Source organism: Sphingomonas cynarae (assembly GCF_039537815.1).
Lineage (GTDB): Bacteria > Pseudomonadota > Alphaproteobacteria > Sphingomonadales > Sphingomonadaceae > Sphingomonas > Sphingomonas cynarae.
In genome coordinates this window covers 256,010-272,883 of record NZ_BAABBF010000004.1, presented here as the reverse complement: position 1 = coordinate 272,883, position 16,874 = coordinate 256,010, and the positions used below count along the sequence as shown (strand labels likewise).

Here is a 16,874-nt window from a genome sequence, read left to right as displayed (position 1 = left end):
GTGCGTCAGCCAAGGCGGGCCAAGCACGCAGATGCGCTGCGCGATGCCCCCTCACGTTGCCGGAAAGCCGGAGCCGGCGTTGTCGAGCGGCGCTGCGGGAAGGGAACCGCCAGCTACCGTCCGCGTCCTGGCGCCGCGAACAACTTGCTGTGCACATCCCGCACGTCGGCATCGGCCTCTGCTTCCGCCACCATCAGCGCGCGCAGGCCGTTCTCGCACATCGATCATACGGTGCCGCCAGCTGGCCTGACGGTCGTTCCAAGCGGACGTACATGGCGTCATGCGCGCGTCAGCCATGGGTCTTCAGGGCGTATCGGTTTTCCGGTCAGCGGTGATCGCGATACGCACGGCGACGGCCGCCGGGACATCGGTGGTGGCGGACCATTCGCCTTGACCAATGCCGAATACGGTCCGATCGATCGTCACCGTCCCTGCCATTTTCGCGACATCGCCTGCAATGGTCAGGGTGAAGGCAAGGGGTAACGGCTTGCTGACCCCACGCAGCGTCAGCGTGCCATCGGCTTTATAGCGATCGCCGCCCAGATGGCGGAACCGGGTGGCGCGCCAGACGGCGGTGGGATGCGTCGCTGCCGCGAACCAGTCGTCGCCAGGCAGCGCAGCCTGCTGGCTGCTGTCACTCGCGGTCACCGAGGCCATGTCGATGGTGATCGCCGCCGAGGATGTCGCGAGCGCATCGGGATCGAAGCGAATTCTGGCGCGCCATGCTTCGAAGCCTCCCTCGACCGGCCCTTGCGACCATGAAGTGCGGAAACGGATTGACGACGCCTTCATCCGCACGGCCCAGTTCGCCGGTTTCGCGACGCCGGGCGTCGTCGCCTGCTTTACCGGCGTTTCGGAGGGAAGCGGTCGCGGCACGACGGCCGACGCCGGCACCTTTGCCGGCGGCGTGGGTGCGGAGACAGCGGGCAATGGCGCGGCCACGTCATGCGGCGCCGCTGCTGAATATCCTCCCCGCCCCCAGACCATCAATCCGGCGAACGTCACGACGATCGCGATCGCCGTCGAACTGAGCAGCCGAAGCGAAACCGGCACCATCCGCGCCAGATCGGTCGTGCGGTCCGCGAACTGGTGCTTCAGCGCGCCCGCCACATGCAGCGCGATCGCCAGCAACGCGATCCACACCATCACGACATGGGCGGCGGATGCCGCAGCATTGATCGCGTCTCGACCGGCGGACGAAAGACCGGATAGCCCCGGCACGGGCGGCCACGGTATGATGGTGTAGAGCAATGTCGGCACGGCGACCTTGCCTGACGACACGATCAGCCAGCCCGACAGGGGCAAGACGAGCAGCAATCCATAGAAGCCCATATGGACCGCATTGGCCAGCTGCCGTTCGATCGGCCGCAACGCCGCTGATGGCGGCGGCGGTGCGAAAGCCAGCCGCCAGCCGATCCGGGCGATCGTCAGCAGCAGGATCGTGATCCCGATCGACTTGTGAAGCTGGAATGCAGAGAACGTGTCCGGACTGTGGGAGACGCCCATCCGCCAGCCCAGCCCGACCTGGAACGCGAAGGCCGCCGCCGTCAGCCAGTGCAAGACGATCGCACCACCGGCATAGCGTGGCGTGCTGCGAACGTGATCCATTCCGCCTGCTCCCGTCAATGACAGGCGAACGAGCTTGCCTGCTCGGTATCGCCAGCCTGATATCATGCGACCTTGGGATAGGCGCAAAACAGCCGCCTCCTCCCGGGCCAGTTCGTTCCCCTACCCGCCGTCGAGACGAAGCTGTCAGGCGCCTTGCCCTGTTCCGTCCACGCGACCAGCGCAGCGAAGAAGGCGACCTGATCGGTGCCGGTGCCGACGACGCCGTTCGATCTGCTCCCGCCCTGGAAGAAGGAGCGACCGTTCCATGCAGCCGGCAGCCGCATATGGAAACGGATCGCATAGGTCTGGCCGTTCGCTCCCGCCCGCTCCTGCATCTTGCCGAAGATTTCGCAATGGCGCGGCAACATCGGAGCGGGGCCGGTCGCGGGCGACCTGCTCCGCCTGCCGTCTGCGGGCGCAAGCCGCCGTTCCACGATCGCCGCGGTTTCGATCAAGGCGGTCGCATCGTCCGGCCGCCCGCTGGCCAATTGCGCCAGAGCCGCGCAATCCGCCACGGTACGTGCCGGTTGCGCCGCCGCACCGTTCGATCCGGCGAAGCCTGCCACCAGCATCATGATCGCATATGATCGCCGCATCGTCGGTTTCCTTTGGTCATGGCCGGCCGGCATGTTCACGATGCCGGCCGGAGGTCGCCCGATCAGAAGTTGACGCTGGCCCGCACACCATATTGGCGCGGCGCACCGTAGAACTCGTTGTTGCCGGTCTGGCCCGAAACATAGTCCTTGTCGGCCAGATTGGTCCCGTATGCCTCGATCTGGTAATCGCCGGAACGATAGGTCAACAACGCCGATAACAACCCGCGACCGCTCAGCCGGTCGGTGACCGGATTGTAAAACAAAGTGGTGAATTGCGATCCGACATAGGCGTAGTTCAGGCGCGGTGTCAGCGTCGCGTTGCCGCCTACCTTGATGCCGTACTGCACGCCCGCGTTATAGGTCCATTTCGGCGACAGCAGGTTCTTCCCACCCGTGTTGGTCTGCAGGAACGGGCCGTAGTTGAAGCAGGTCGGCGGGCTGGATGCGACCCCGGTGGTGCATTGTGGCCCCAGCGTGCCCGGCGGCAGGCGGCGGGTATTGACCAGCGTGATGCTGCCGAGCCGCGAGTCGACGAACGCCCCGCCGAAATCACCGGAGAAACCGCCGAACTTCACCTGCACCTGCGCCTCCAGCCCGCGGATGCGCGCGCTGGGCAGGTTGGTGACGCCGGCCGTGCCGGTGTTCACGTCGGTGATCGAAAACTGAAAGCCGTCATACTCGTTCCAGAAACCACCGATCTGGGTGCGGATATGCCCATCGGCCAATGTCGATTTCAGCCCGGCCTCGTAATCCCACACCGTTTCGGGCTTGAAGATCGACGTCGCCGAATTGAACCCGCCCGGCTTGTACCCGCGTGCCGCGAACACATACAGGAAATGGTCGGCATTCAGCTGATAGTTGATCGCGACCTTACCGGTGACGCGGCCGTCGCTCGCCGATCCGCCGAGGTTGACGATGCGGGTGTTGACCGTCGTGAAGGCCGGATTGCCGGTCCCCGCCCCGACATAGGCGCCGCGGAAGATCCCGCCCTCGCTCGACGTCTTGTAGTGGGAGTAACGGACGCCGGTCTGGATCTCCAGCGCATCGGTCAGGTGATAATTGCCCTGCGCGAAGATGCCTCTGGTCGTCTTCGTGGTGGCGGCCACTGTCCGTGTCGGCGCGGGATTGCCCGTGCTGGTGTTGAACAGGTCGACCTTGTTATGCTGGTAATAGCCGCCGAGAATCCAGTCGAACGGGCCATCGGTGGGCGAGATGATATTGATCTCCTCGGTCGTCACCTGTTCGCGGACGGACTGGTTCTGTGTGAACGACGCCGTCGCGGTGCCATCCATGTCATAGAGGTTGTTGACCCGGCGGTTCTGATAACCGCTCAGCGACCTGAGCGTGATGCCGTTGTCGAGAACATAGCGCAGATCGAGACCGTTGATCAGCGTCCGTTCGTGGTTGCGCGTCGGCGCGTTGTAATTGAGCGTGCGGATATCGTTGGTGCGCAACGCCGCGAACTGCGTGCCGAGGATCGGGCGATAGGCATAGCCGCCGGTGTTGCGATCGGTCAGCGCCAGTTTGTACAGCGCTTCGAAATTGCCCGGCTTCCACAGCACCCCAAGACGGCCCGACTTCTCGTTCAGCCGGCCCGGGTCGTTATCGAGCGGCCCGATATCGTCGTAGAAGCTGTCGTTGCGCTGAAAGTTGCCCGCGAGCCGTATCGCAAGGGTATTGGTGATCGGCAGGTTCACCGCGCCCTGCAGGTTGGTCGTGTCGAAATTGCCGTAGGCGCCCTGAACATAGCCGCCGACCTCGGTCAGCTTCGGACTCTGCGAGTTGATGAAGATCGCGCCGCCGGTCGAGTTCGATCCGACCAGCGTCCCCTGCGGCCCGCGCAGCACCTCGACCCCGGCGATGTCGTAGAACGCCGTCGTTCCCGCGATCGGTGGCTGGAACAGCCCGTCCAGATAGGTCGCGACGCCGTTGGACACGGCGGGCGACGGACTGGCAAGGCCGATGCCGCGAATGTTCACCGACTGGGTCAGGCCCGCATCGACCACCGACAGCGACGGCGACGCGAACTGGAGGTCGGACAGGCGCGTAACCGCCTTTTCCGCCAGTGCAGTGGGCGACAGCGCGGTGGCCGCGATCGGCACCGTCTGAAGGTTCTCCGAACGCCGTTGTGCCGTCACGATGATGTCGGCCAGACCATCCTCCGCAAGGACGACGTCGGGTTCCTGCGCCGCCCCCGCCGACGCGGGTGTGGCGGGCGTCGTCGCGACCGGATCGGTCGGCGCCGCGGGTATCGCCTGCGCCGATGCCGGATGCGCCGACAGGATCGCGCCGAATGTCACGGACGCGCGTAGAAATGCCTTGAACAGCATGATTGATCCTCCCCGTTTTTTGTTATGGTCCGGCGCACGCCAGACGTGTCAGGGTGTGCGCTCGCTCTTGTGAGCTTTTCCGGTCGCGCTGCGTTTTCGCGGCTCGAAATCATGTAGTTTCTGAAGCATGGCGCGGAACGCGACCTGTTCGTCATCGCTCAGCACGCTGAAGTTGATCGCGTCGGCACGTGTTGTGATTGCTTCGATCGCGGTGCGCAGTTCGGCACCGTGCGGCGTCAGATACAAGGCATGGCTACGGCGGTCGCGGCCGGGACGACGCTCTACCGCGCCGAGCGCGACGAGTTCGTTTACGGCCTTCATGGTGCTGGCGCGATTGATGCCCAGCGCCCCGCCCAGCGCCATCTGGTCGCAGCCCTCATGCAACGCGACGTAGATCACCGCCGTCGCCCGAGACGGCGTCACGCCGACTTCGCTGAGTTCCGCCGCGACCCGCGCGATCAACTTCACCTCGGTGCGATGAAGCAGATAGCCGAGATGCTCGGACAATGGGCCGAAGTCCGCCACCGCCTCTCCTTTTTTATTGTTTGCTGGCGATACAGTATCCCAGGCATACAATTCGTCAAGCGTAAAACGACACAGTGACGGACGTGGACGGCAGGTCCACAGCCGTCGCCGAATCAATCGCCGATCGGATCACGCGGAAACATCATCGAATTTCGGGTATGTGAGAGCCTGCGCCATCCCGACGAAAACTTTCGATACTGGCCATCCCCGGCACGATGGCAGCCCGGATCGGGCCGGACCCCGTCAGGACCAGAGTCGAATCAGCAGCGATCGTGCTGTCCGGTCGTCGCCACCGAGTCGTTTGAGGATGAATCGTTCCTGTTCGGCCATGATTTCCTGCGCGTTGGTGCAAGCCGCCTTCCCCGTTTCAGTGAGAATCAGGCCGTGCGACCGCCCGTTTACGGGCTCACGCGTCACGAAACCGCGCGATTCCAGTCCGGCGGCAAGCGGCACCATATTTGCGCGCTTGATCCCTAGCATCCGCCCAAGGTCGCTCTGGGTGATTCGCGGATTATGGTCGATCAGCAGCAGGATCGACGCCTCCGACACCTTTAATCCGATCGCGTCGAGCCGCTGTGCCAGTTCGCCGATGATCGCATTGGACGCACGCCGCAACAGATAGCCAAGGTGGCCGCCGAACGGGTTTTCGAGAATGCGGTCTGCCGAATGAGTCATACCGGCATCTTACGATCCGGGCTTGCCGGTAGCAAACTAGATCGTTATGCATCATAACATAATAAGGAGAGGGACGGATGATGCTGCACATCGATCTGAATATCGGGGGCAATGCGCGCGCCGCCTCACCGGGGGCGACCTTCCAGCGCCTTGATCCGGTAACCGGCAAGGTCGCGACGATTGCCGCCGCCGCGACGCCGGCAGACGCCACTGCGGCCGGCGATGCCGCCGCCGCCGCCCTGCCCGCCTGGTCCGCCCTTGGCCCGAACGCCCGCCGCGCGATGCTGTCGAAGGCCGCCGACGCGCTCGCCGCAAAGGCCGATGATTTCGTCGACGCGATGATGGGCGAGATCGGCGCGACCGAGGGCTGGGCCCGGTTCAACCTGATGCTGGCGGTGGGCATGGTGCGCGAGGCCGCCGCCCTGACCACCCAGATCGGCGGCGAGGTCATCCCCTCCGACAAGCCCGGCTGCATCGCGATGGCGCTGCGCGAACCGGCCGGCGTCGTGCTGGGCATCGCGCCGTGGAACGCGCCGGTCATCCTCGGCGTCCGCGCGATCGCGGTGCCGCTGGCCTGCGGCAACACCGTGATCCTCAAGGCGTCGGAGCAATGCCCCCGCACGCATGGCCTGATCGTCGAGGCGTTCGTGGAGGCGGGGCTGGGCGACGGCATCGTCAACCTCATCACCAACGCGCCCGCCGATGCCGGCGAGGTGGTCGGCGCGCTGATCGACCATCCGGCGGTGCGGCGGGTCAACTTCACCGGATCGACCGCGGTCGGCCGGGTGATCGCCAGACGCTGCGCCGAGCATCTGAAGCCCGCGCTGCTGGAACTGGGCGGCAAGGCGCCGTTCATCGTGCTGGACGATGCCGATCTGGACGAAGCGGTGAAGGCGGCGGCGTTCGGCGCGTTCATGAACCAGGGCCAGATTTGCATGTCGACCGAACGGATCATCGTGGTCGACGCGGTCGCCGACGCCTTCACCGCGAAGTTCAGCGCCAAGGTGGCGACGATGGCGGTGGGCGATCCGCGCGCGGGCAAGACCCCGCTGGGCGCGGTGGTCGACCGCAAGACCGTCGATCACGTCGCCGGGCTGGTGCAGGATGCGCTGGCCGCCGGTGCCACGCAGCTGAACGGCGGTGCGGCGGACGGCGTGCTGATGCCCGCCCACGTGATCGACCGGGTGACGCCCGCGATGAAGCTGTTCCGCGAGGAAAGCTTCGGCCCCGTCGTCGCGATCGTCCGCGCGGCGGACGAGGCGGCGGCGATCGCGCTGGCCAACGACACCGAATACGGCCTGTCCGCCGCGGTGTTCACCCGCGACACCGCGCGCGGGCTGCGCGTCGCCCGCCAGATCAAGTCCGGCATCTGTCACATCAACGGCCCCACCGTGCACGACGAGGCGCAGATGCCGTTCGGCGGCGTGAAGGGGTCCGGTTACGGCCGTTTCGGCGGCAAGGCCGGCATCGACAGCTTCACCGAGCTGCGCTGGATCACGATCGAAACCGAACCCGGCCACTTCCCGATCTGAACCGGTCGACCACCATTATTTTCCCCGATTTTCAGGAGTCCCGATCATGACCACCGCCATCGATCCCGTCGAACTCGCCACCGTCGCCTGCACCGTCGAGGACGGCGTCGCCTGGGTCAGCTTCAACCGCGCCGACAAGCGCAACTGCATGTCGCCGCGCCTCAACCGCCAGATGATGCGCGTGCTCGACGATCTGGAGTTCCGCAGCGACGTCGGCGTGCTGGTGCTGACCGGCGAGGGCACCGCATGGTCCGCGGGCATGGACCTGAAGGAGTATTTCCGCGAGACCGAGGCGCAGGGGCTTCAGGGCACGCGCGGCGCGCAGCGCGAAAGCTATGGCTGGTGGCGGCGGCTGCGCTGGTATCAGAAGCCGACCATCGCGATGGTCAATGGCTGGTGCTTCGGCGGCGCCTATGGCCCGCTGTTCGCCTGCGACCTCGCCTTCGCCGCGGAGGATGCGCAGTTCGGCCTGTCGGAGATCAACTGGGGCATCCTGCCCGGCGGCGGTGCGGCCAAGATCGCGACCGAGATGACGTCGTTCCGCAACGCCATGTACCATGCGATGATGGGCGAGAATATCGACGGGAAGACCGCCGTCGAATGGGGCTTCGTCAACGAGGCGTTGCCGCTCGACAAGCTGAAGGCGCGCGTCGCCGAGGTGGCCGACGTCCTGAAGAAGAAGAATCCCGTCGCGCTGAAGGCGACCAAGGACGCCATCCGCCGCGTCCGCGAGATGACCTATGACAATGCCGAGGATTATCTGATCCGCGCGCAGGAAGCCGCCAACAGCTACGACAATGACGGCCGCAAGGAAGGCATCAAGCAGTTCATCGACGACAAGACCTACAAGCCCGGTCTGGGCGCGTACGACATCTCCAAGCAGAAGGGCTGACCTGCGCCATGACGATCGCGTCCCTCGACCGACTGCTCCGTCCGCGTTCGATCGCGATCGTCGGCGCATCCGACAAGCCCGGCGCGCTGGGCGCATCGGTGCTCACCAATCTGGAACGACAGGGTTATGCGGGTGACATCCACCTGATCAACCCGAAGCGGGACATGATCGGCGGGCGCGCCTGCATCAACAGCATCGCCGACCTGCCCGACGGCGTCGATGCCGCCGTGCTGGCGATCCCGCGCGTCGCCGTGCTGGACACCGTCCGCGCGCTGGCGGCGCGCGGCGTCGGCGCGGCGATCATCTTCTCCGCAGGGTTTGCCGAAGGCGGCGCGGAAGGCATGGCCGAACAGCAGGAGCTGGCGCGCATCGCCGATGCGGCGGGCATGGTGATCGAGGGGCCGAACTGCCTCGGCCTCGTCAATTTCATCGACGGCATCCCGCTGACCTTCGTCGAACTGCCGCCGGTGAAGATCGACAGCGGCAAGCGGATCGGCATCGTGTCGCAATCCGGCGCGATGGCCGCGGTGCTGGGCGTATCGCTCATCAGCCGCGCGCTGCCGCTCTCCTTCTCGGTATCGACCGGGAACGAGGCGGCGAGCGGGGTCGAGGATTATGTCGATTACCTGATCGACCATGACGACACCCGCGTGATCGCGATGATCGTCGAACAGTTCCGCAAGCCCGCCCGCTTCCTCGACGCCGCGCGGCGCGCCCGCGCCGCCGGCAAGCACATCGTCCTGCTCCATCCGGGGCAGAGCAGCGCCGCACGCGAATCCGCCGCCACCCATACCGGCGCGATGGCCGGCGACTATGCGGTCATGCGCACACTGGTCCAGCGCGCGGGCGTCATCTTCGCCGAAACGCTGGAGGAACTGGCCGACATCGCCGAGATCGCGCTGCGCTGTGCCACGCTGCCGCAGGGCGGAACCGCGGTGATCGTCGAATCCGGCGCGTTCAAGGCGCTGACGCTCGATTTCTGCGAGCAGATCGGCCTGTCGCTGCCGGCGATCCACGATGCCGACAGTCTGGCGCTGCGCGCGGCGATCCCCGATTTCGTCCCAGTGTCCAACCCGCTCGACGTCACCGCGCAGGGTCTGGTCGACCCCGACCTGTATCGCCGCACCATCGCGGCGCTGGTCGATGACGACCGCTTCGGCACGATCATCGTGCCGCTGATCCAGACCGATCCCGGCACCAGCCGGATCAAGTTCCCGACCATCGCCGCCGCGATCCGCGACATGGCGCCCGCCAAGCCGGTGATCGTCGTCGGGCTGGACGAAGGGGCGGAGGTGCCGGCCGCCTATATCGACGAATTGCGCGCGCTGGGCGTGCCCTATTTCCCGACGACGGAGCGCGTCTATCGCGCGGTCAAGCGGCTGTCCGACCGTGCGGCCCGCGATTTCGCGGCGGCCGACGGCGCACCCACGCCCCTGCCCGCGCTGGCCGGCGCGGGCGGCGTCGTGCCAGAATACCGGGCCAAGGCGCTGCTCGGCCCGCTCGGCATCCCCTTCCCGCAGGCGACGCTCGCCACCACCGCGGCAGAAGCACTGGCCGCGGCCGAGGCGATGGGCTGGCCCGTCGTGCTGAAGGCGCAGTCGGCCGACCTGTCGCACAAGAGCGATGCCGGCGGCGTGATCGTCGGGCTGGCCGATCCGGCCGCGCTGGCCGCCGGGTGGGACCGGCTGGCCGCCAACATCGCGCATCACCGGCCCGGCCTGATCCTTGACGGCGTGCTGGTGGAAAAGATGGGCGAGCGCGGCACCGAACTGATCGTCGGCGCGCGCAACGACCCGGAATGGGGACCGGTGATCCTGCTCGGCTTTGGCGGGGTGATGGCCGAACTGCTCCACGACGTCCGCCTCGTGCCCCACGACCTGACCCGCGACGCGATCGTCGCCGAACTGCGCCAGTTGAAAAGCGCCGCGCTGTTCGACGGGTTCCGTGGTTCGCCGGCGCTGGATGTCGATGCGGTCGCCGACATCGTGATCGCGATCGGCCGCCTGCTCTCCGCCGAACCCGCGATCCGCGAAATCGATCTCAATCCGGTGCTGGTCTACCCGGTGGGCAGGGGCGCGGTGGCGCTCGACGCGCTGATGCTGCTCGATACGGGCGGCTAGCCCAGCGGGCGCCACCATGCCCCTTCCCGATGATGACACCCGCTTTCGACCGATAAAACATAATGAAGGACAGAGGATGGCAGAGGATCCTTGCAGGACGTTGTCCGATGCGCCGATGCGGCGGCCGCAGGTGGTCGCGATCGCGCTATGCGTGTTGCTCAACGCGCTCGACGGGTTCGACGTGCTGTCGATCAGCTTCGCCTCGCCCGGCATCGCGAAGGAATGGGGCGTCGATCGCGCCGCGCTCGGCATCGTATTGTCGATGGAACTGATCGGCATGATGGCCGGGTCGATCGCGCTGGGCGCGCTGTGCGACCGGATCGGCAGGCGCCCCACCATCCTCGGCTGCCTTGCGATCATGGGGACCGGCATGGCGCTGGCGATGCACGCGGGGGACATCGCCACGCTGTCCGCGTTCCGCCTGTTCACCGGGATCGGCATCGGCGGTATGCTCGCGGCCACCAATGCCGTCACCGCCGAGTTCGCCAATAGCCGCCGCCGCAGCATGGCGGTCGCGATCATGGCGGGCGGCTATCCCGTCGGCGCGATCATCGGCGGATCGATCGCGTCGATGATGTTCGCCGCCGGCCATGACTGGCGATCCGTCTTCGCGCTGGGGGCCGTCGCCACCGCACTTTGCATTCCGCTGACCTGGATCCTGCTGCCCGAAACGGTGTCGTTCCTCGTCCACAAACGTGGTCCGAATGCGCTGGAACGGGTCAACGCCGTCATGCGCCGCCTCGGCCATGCCGCGGTTAATGCGCTGCCCGCGCCGGCCCCCGGCGGATCGCGCGGCGGCATCGGGCAATTGTTCCGGCCGGGTCTGGCCGCCGTCACCATCCTGCTCACCCTCGCTTATTTCGCGCATATCCTGACCTTCTACTTCATCCTGAAATGGACACCGAAGATCGTCGTCGACATGGGCTTCTCGCCCTCCTCCGCCGGCGGCGTGCTGGTATGGGCGAATATCGGCGGCGCGACCGGGTCGCTGGTGCTCAGCCTGCTGACGCAAAAGCTGCCGGTCCGCTGGCTGACGATCGGCGCGATGCTGCTGTCGACCGCGATGGTGGCGGGGTTCGGCCATGCGCCGGCCAATCTCGCCACGCTGTCGGTGATCGTGGCGATTGCGGGCTTCTGCACCAACGGCGCGATCGTCGGGCTATATGCCATGATCGCCCACGCCTTCCCCACCGCGCTGCGGGCGAGCGGCACCGGCTTCGCGATCGGCGTGGGGCGCGGCGGCGCGGCGATCAGCCCGATCGTGGCGGGCTTCATGTTCCAGGGCGGGATCGGCTTCGCCGGTGTCGCGCTGACGATGGCGCTGGGATCGGTGGTCGCCGCCGGCGCGGTATTCCTGCTGCGGTATGAAGAGCGCGCCGCGCTGGCGGGCTAGGCGACTTCCTCGGGCAGCAGTTCGGTGTCGACCTGCGCGTGCATCGCGGGAAGGTAACGCCGCCCCGCCAGTGCGCCGGGCACGAAGATCGCATCGACCGCCGCCAGCGTCGCAACGGACAGCGACAGGCTTGCCGCCGCGACATTCTCGTCGAGATGCGCCGGGTTGCGCGTTCCGGGCAGCGCGACGACGAACGGATGGCGCGCCAGCACCCAGCCGAGCGCAAGCTGCCCCGGTGTGATCCCCGCATCCGCCGCCACCGCGTCGAAGCGCGCAACCAGTTTCAGGTTGTGCGACAGGTTCGGTTCGGTGAAGCGCGGCAGATTGCCCCGCAGATCGCCCGCCGGATAATCCGCCGCCTTGATCGCGCCGGCCAGCAGCCCCCGGCACACCGGCGAAAAGGCGACGAAGCCGATCCCCAGTTCCGCGCAGGCGTCGAACACCGCCACCTCGGCGTTGCGGACGCAGGGGGAGAATTCGGTCTGGATCGCGGCGATCGGATGGACTGCATGCGCGCGGCGGATCGTCGCGGCCGACATCTCCGACAGGCCGATCGCGCCGATCTTCCCCGCCTCGACCGCGCGGGCCAGCGCGCCCACCGATTCCTCGATCGGCACGTTGCGATCGAGCCGGTGGAGATAATAAAGGTCGATATGATCGGTCCGCAGCCGCGCCAGCGCTTCGTCCAGCGTCCGTGCGATCGCCTCGGGCCGGCCGTCGAGGCCGCGCTTGCCGTCGAACATGCCCAGCACGCATTTGCTCGCCAGCGTGTATTCGCGGCGGCGATGGCCGACCGCGCGCGCGACCAGCCGCTCGTTCTCGCCGTCGCCATACAGCGCGGCGGTATCGAGCATCGTCACGCCCGCATCCAGCGCGTGGTTGAGCAGGCGGCTGGCATCCGCCTCGCCCGGGAAATCGCCATAGCCGTGGTTCAGCCCCATGCAGCCGAGGCTGACGGCGGACACCGCGATCGGACCGAGGCGGCGGGATGGCAGGAGGGACATGGGCAACTCGCAGGATGAAGGCGGAGGATCGACATCGTTCTTCCGCGATCATGATCCGCGCCGCAACCGGGATCGGCGCGGCCGCGGTCAGCGGGCGAGCTGTTGTTCCAGCTCGCCCAGCACGCGGTAGCAGTCGAACACCCTGGCGACCGAACTGTCGGGTTCGCGGCCTTCGCGGATCGCGGCGATGAACTCGCGGTCCTGCAATTCTATGCCGTTCATCGACACCGCCGCCTGCGACACGTCGACCGCCTCCTCGCGCCCGTTCACCAGATCGTCGTAGCGCGCGATATAGGTGCCGTTGTCGCAGATGTAGCGGAAGAAGGTGCCCAGTGGCCCGTCATTGTTGAAGCTGAGCGACAGGGTGCAGATCGCGCCGGTTTCGCTCTTCAACTGGATCGACATGTCCATCGCGATGCCCAGTTCGGGGTGGATCGGCCCCTGGATCGCATTGGCCTGCACGATCCGGCCCGCCTGATGCGCGAACAGGTCGACCGTGTGCGCGGCATGGTGCCACAACAGATGGTCGGTCCAGCTGCGCGCCTCCCCCTTCGCGTTGATGTTCTTGCGCCGGAAGAAATAGGTCTGCACGTCCATCTGCTGGACCGCGATCTCGCCCGCGACGATCCGGTTGTGGACGAACTTGTGGCTGGGATTGAAGCGGCGGGTGTGGCCGACCATGCAGACGAGGCCGGTTTCCCGCTGCACCCGCAGCACGTCCTGCGCGTCGGCCCAGCTGTCGGCCAGCGGGATTTCCACCTGCACGTGCTTGCCTGCCTTCATGCAGGCGATCGCCTGTGCGGCGTGCATCTGCGTCGGGGTGCACAGGATCACCGCGTCGACATCGTCCCGCGCCAGCGCCTCGGACAGGTCGGTGGTCGCGTGCGCCGCGCCATATTTATCCGCGACGGCGCGCGCCTGATCCAGTTCGCGGCTGACGATCGAGGCGATCGTCACGCCCTCGATATTCTTCAGGCCGTCCAGATGTTTTTCGCCGAACGCGCCCGCGCCGGCCAGTGCTATACGCATGGGATTTCCTGTTCGGGTTGAAGGACGATGTGCCCGACCGCGGTGTTGCTGGCGGGGACGTGATAATGGCGGTGGAGCGCACGGGTGCGCCGGCCCAGCGCGCCGCGCATGATGAGCCACATGACCAGCTCGATCCCCTCCGACCCCGCTTCGCGCAGATAGTCGATATGCGGCATGTGGCGCAGTTCGTCGGTGTCGCCCACCAGCCGGTCGAGAAACAGATTGTCCCATTCGCGGTTGATGAGGCCGGCGCGCGGCCCCTGAAGCTGGTGGCTCATCCCCCCGGTGCCCCATACCTGCACGTTCAGATCCTCGCCGAAGCTCGCCACCGCCTTCGCGATCGCCTCTCCCAGCGCCCAGCAGCGGTTGCCGGTGGGAGGCGGATAGGTGACGACGTTGACCGCGATCGGGATCACCCGGCACGGCCAGGCATCGGGCTTTCCGAACATCATCGACAGCGGCACGGTCAGCCCGTGATCGACCGTCATCTCGTTGATGATCGTCATGTCGAATTCGTCGAGGATACAGCTTTGCGCGATGTGCCACGCCAGATCCGGGTGGCCCGTCACCACCGGCACCGGGCGCGGTCCCCAGCCCTCGTCCGCCGGCTCGAACGATTCCGCGCAGCCGATCGCAAAGGTCGGGATGACCTTCATGTCGAAGGCCGACGCATGGTCGTTATAGACCAGGATCACGACGTCGGGCTTCTGTTCGGCCTGCCACGCCTTCGTCCAGTCATAGCCGGCAAAGGCGGGCGCCCAATACGGTTCGGCCGTCCTGTCCAGATCGGACGCGACGCCCAGCGCGGGGATGTGGCTGCTGGCGATGCCGGCGGTGATGCGCGCCATCAGTTGCCGTCCCTGATCGAGCGAGCGCCGACCGGCGACCGGCCGCCCGCGATCATCATCGCCGCATAATCGTCCAGGCTCATGCCGCTCATCGTGCTCACCGCCTGCAGGAAGCTCTGGCCGTCGGTCGAAAAGACCTTGGCCATGAAATAGATGTTGCCGCCCAGATCGAGCAGCCGGTTATAGTCGCGGTCCAGCACCGCCTGCCGCTGTTCGGCGGTCATCGGCCATTCCTCCAGATAGGCGCGCTCGTCCGCCTTCCAGCGCTCGCGATTCTCCGCCTTCATCAGGCTCATCGCGAACTGGTTGAGATGATAGCCCTGCCGCGCCCGCTGCGCGGTGAAGACGCGCGTGCCCGGGATATCGTCGAACTGCGCGAGATATTCGTGGATATCGCGCGGCTGGCGGGGAAGGTCGCTCACAGCCCGCGCGCCTTCAGCAGCGCGTCCAGACGCGGGAAGACCCGGCGGGCATTGCCTTCGAAGATCGCGTGCCGTTCGGCATCGCTGATCTCCAGAGCGTCGACATAGCGTTTGGTGTCGTCGAAATATTGACCGGTCTGCGGGTCGATACCGCGTACTGCGCCGACCATCTCCGATCCGAACAGGATGTTCTTGTTGTCGATCACGTCGGCCAGCAGGTCGATCCCCGGCTGGTGATAGACGCAGGTGTCGAAGAACACGTTGTTCATCAGATGCCCGGCCAGCGCCGGCTTCTTGAGCATGTCGGCCAGCCCGCGATACCGCCCCCAATGATAGGGGACCGCGCCGCCGCCATGCGGGATGATGAAGCGCAGCGTCGGAAAATCGGCGAACAGGTCGCCTTCCAGCAACTGCATGAACGCGATCGTGTCCGCCGCGATGTAATAGGCGCCGGTCGCGTGCAGCCCCGGATTGCAGCTGCCCGACACATGGATCATCGCCGGCACGTCCAGTTCGACCATCGCCTCGTAGAAGGGATACCAGTAGCGGTCGGTCAGCGGCGGATGGCGGAAATGCCCGCCGCCCGGATCGGGGTTCAGGTTGCACCCGATAAAGCTCATGTCGACGCAGCGCCGCAGTTCCGCGATCGAGCCCTGCATGTCGGCGGCCGGCGACTGCGGCAACATGCACACCGCGGCGAAGATGTCGGGGTAGAGATCGACGCACCGCGCGATCAGGTCGTTGTTGGCGCGCGCCCATGCGATCGCCACGCCCTCGTCCCCGACATGCGGGGCCATCGCCGATGCGCGCGGGGAAAAGATCGTCATGTCCGCCCCGCGTTCGCGCAGCAGGCGGATCTGGTTCTTCTCCAGCGTCTCGCGAATTTCGTCGTCGGCGATCACGGGATAGGCGGGCGCGGGCCGGCTCGCCGCGAACGCCGCGACCTGTTCCTCGCGCCATCGGTTATGCGCGGCCGGGGCAGTGGTGTAATGCCCGTGGCAATCGACGATCATCGTCATGCGGCGTGCCTACTGTCGTCGTTGATCTGCCCGATCTTGGCGGCCAGCCCCGGTGCGGGTCGCTGCACCCCCAACTCACCGATCGCGCGCTGACGCAGCACGGTGCCGCGCGTCATCGCGCTGCCGGTGCCCAGCGCATCGAGCGTCTTGACCGCCTCCTCCATCTCGGCGGCGCGGCGCAGCCCGTGGATCATCATGCGGTCGAGATTGTAATCGGCCCGCGCCGCCCACGGCTTCGCCCGGTCGCTGGCATCCAGCGATGCGAACACCTCCGCCGACACGCCCGCCGCAGCCGCCGCCAGCGCGCATTCGGCGGTCAGCGCCTCCATCCCCTTCACCATCACCGAACGGATCATCTTGATCGACGACGCGCGCCCCACCTCGCCGCCGACGATGTCGATCCGCGCGAAGCCGAGCGCCGCCAGCGCCACTTGCGCCGCATCGGCCGCACCGCCGCTGAGCAGCAGCGGCACCGACAGCCGCGCCGGATCGACCGGGGCCATCACCGCGACGTCGACATAGTGGCCGCCCGCCGCCTCGATCAGCCGCGCCGCCGCCCGCTTCGTATCGGGCGCGACGCTGTTCATGTCGCAATAGAGCGCACCGGGCGCGATCGCCGCCGCCGCTGCCGTCGCGACCGCCAGCGCCTGATCCGCCGTCACCAGCGACAGGATGACCGGCGCATCGCGGACCGCATCCGCCAGCCGGTCGCAACCGCCGACCCCCGCCAACGCATAGGCGGCCCGCATCGCGGCGTTCCCGTCCGGCCGGTCGGTCAGCCGGTCATGGACGCGCGCCCCGCTCCACCCGCCGGCGGTGGCGAAAGTGCGTCCGGCTTCGCCGAAACCGATCAATCCTGGCATCGTCTCCATGGCCGCAGA

The 16,874-nt window shown here is 66.8% G+C and carries 15 protein-coding genes; 4 read left to right on the top strand and 11 right to left on the bottom strand.

Features of this window, described 5'->3' with window-relative positions:
- Positions 1–303 precede the first annotated feature (303 nt).
- From ABD719_RS10480 to ABD719_RS10460, 5 genes are all read right to left on the bottom strand, one after another.
- Positions 304–1,608, bottom strand: coding sequence for a YceI family protein (locus ABD719_RS10480; protein WP_344693318.1), 1,305 nt, complete (start codon positions 1,606–1,608; stop codon positions 304–306).
- 62 nt (positions 1,609–1,670) lie between these two features.
- Positions 1,671–2,204 (bottom strand): hypothetical protein, encoded by a 534-nt coding sequence (locus ABD719_RS10475; RefSeq protein WP_344693317.1) that lies wholly within the window; start codon positions 2,202–2,204, stop codon positions 1,671–1,673.
- A gap of 62 nt (positions 2,205–2,266) precedes the next feature.
- Positions 2,267–4,534 (bottom strand): TonB-dependent receptor, encoded by a 2,268-nt coding sequence (locus tag ABD719_RS10470; protein ID WP_344693316.1) that lies wholly within the window; start codon positions 4,532–4,534, stop codon positions 2,267–2,269.
- A 48-nt stretch (positions 4,535–4,582) separates the two neighbouring features.
- Positions 4,583–5,110, bottom strand: coding sequence for a MarR family winged helix-turn-helix transcriptional regulator (locus tag ABD719_RS10465; RefSeq protein WP_344693315.1), 528 nt, complete (start codon positions 5,108–5,110; stop codon positions 4,583–4,585).
- 192 nt (positions 5,111–5,302) lie between these two features.
- Complete coding sequence (locus ABD719_RS10460) at positions 5,303–5,734, bottom strand: MarR family winged helix-turn-helix transcriptional regulator (RefSeq protein WP_344693314.1); 432 nt, start codon at positions 5,732–5,734, stop codon at positions 5,303–5,305.
- An 80-nt stretch (positions 5,735–5,814) separates the two neighbouring features.
- Here ABD719_RS10460 and ABD719_RS10455 point away from each other — a divergent pair, with 80 nt between their 5' ends.
- The 4 genes from ABD719_RS10455 to ABD719_RS10440 all read left to right on the top strand — a co-directional run bounded on the left by ABD719_RS10455 (position 5,815) and on the right by ABD719_RS10440 (position 11,671).
- Positions 5,815–7,266, top strand: a complete 1,452-nt coding sequence (locus ABD719_RS10455) for an aldehyde dehydrogenase (protein ID WP_344693456.1) — start codon at positions 5,815–5,817, stop codon at positions 7,264–7,266.
- Positions 7,267–7,312: 46 nt separating this feature from the next.
- Positions 7,313–8,158, top strand: a complete 846-nt coding sequence (locus tag ABD719_RS10450; RefSeq protein WP_344693313.1) for a p-hydroxycinnamoyl CoA hydratase/lyase — start codon at positions 7,313–7,315, stop codon at positions 8,156–8,158.
- 8 nt (positions 8,159–8,166) lie between these two features.
- The gene (locus ABD719_RS10445) at positions 8,167–10,278 is read left to right on the top strand and encodes an acetate--CoA ligase family protein (RefSeq protein ID WP_344693312.1); all 2,112 of its coding nucleotides are present in this window, start codon (positions 8,167–8,169) and stop codon (positions 10,276–10,278) included.
- 76 nt (positions 10,279–10,354) lie between these two features.
- Positions 10,355–11,671 carry an MFS transporter gene (locus ABD719_RS10440; RefSeq protein ID WP_344693311.1) on the top strand — a complete coding sequence of 439 codons (1,317 nt, stop codon included), beginning with the start codon at positions 10,355–10,357 and terminating at the stop codon, positions 11,669–11,671.
- Here ABD719_RS10440 and ABD719_RS10435 read toward each other — a convergent pair.
- From ABD719_RS10435 to ABD719_RS10410, 6 genes are all read right to left on the bottom strand, one after another.
- Positions 11,668–12,675, bottom strand: a complete 1,008-nt coding sequence (locus ABD719_RS10435) for an aldo/keto reductase (protein WP_344693310.1) — start codon at positions 12,673–12,675, stop codon at positions 11,668–11,670. The genes ABD719_RS10440 and ABD719_RS10435 overlap by 4 nt on opposite strands.
- Before the next feature lie 87 nt (positions 12,676–12,762).
- Positions 12,763–13,704 (bottom strand): Gfo/Idh/MocA family oxidoreductase, encoded by a 942-nt coding sequence (locus ABD719_RS10430; RefSeq protein WP_344693309.1) that lies wholly within the window; start codon positions 13,702–13,704, stop codon positions 12,763–12,765.
- Positions 13,695–14,552 carry a class III extradiol dioxygenase subunit beta gene (locus ABD719_RS10425; RefSeq protein ID WP_344693308.1) on the bottom strand — a complete coding sequence of 286 codons (858 nt, stop codon included), beginning with the start codon at positions 14,550–14,552 and terminating at the stop codon, positions 13,695–13,697. Before ABD719_RS10425 ends, ABD719_RS10430 begins: the two co-directional genes overlap by 10 nt.
- Positions 14,552–14,974, bottom strand: a complete 423-nt coding sequence (ligA, locus tag ABD719_RS10420; protein ID WP_344693307.1) for a protocatechuate 4,5-dioxygenase subunit alpha — start codon at positions 14,972–14,974, stop codon at positions 14,552–14,554. Before ligA ends, ABD719_RS10425 begins: the two co-directional genes overlap by 1 nt.
- Positions 14,971–15,993 carry an amidohydrolase family protein gene (locus tag ABD719_RS10415; protein WP_344693306.1) on the bottom strand — a complete coding sequence of 341 codons (1,023 nt, stop codon included), beginning with the start codon at positions 15,991–15,993 and terminating at the stop codon, positions 14,971–14,973. The genes ligA and ABD719_RS10415 overlap by 4 nt, the downstream gene beginning before the upstream one ends.
- On the bottom strand, positions 15,990–16,865 hold the full coding sequence (locus ABD719_RS10410; protein WP_344693305.1) for an NAD(P)-dependent oxidoreductase: 876 nt from the start codon (positions 16,863–16,865) through the stop codon (positions 15,990–15,992). The genes ABD719_RS10415 and ABD719_RS10410 overlap by 4 nt, the downstream gene beginning before the upstream one ends.
- Positions 16,866–16,874 lie beyond the last annotated feature (9 nt).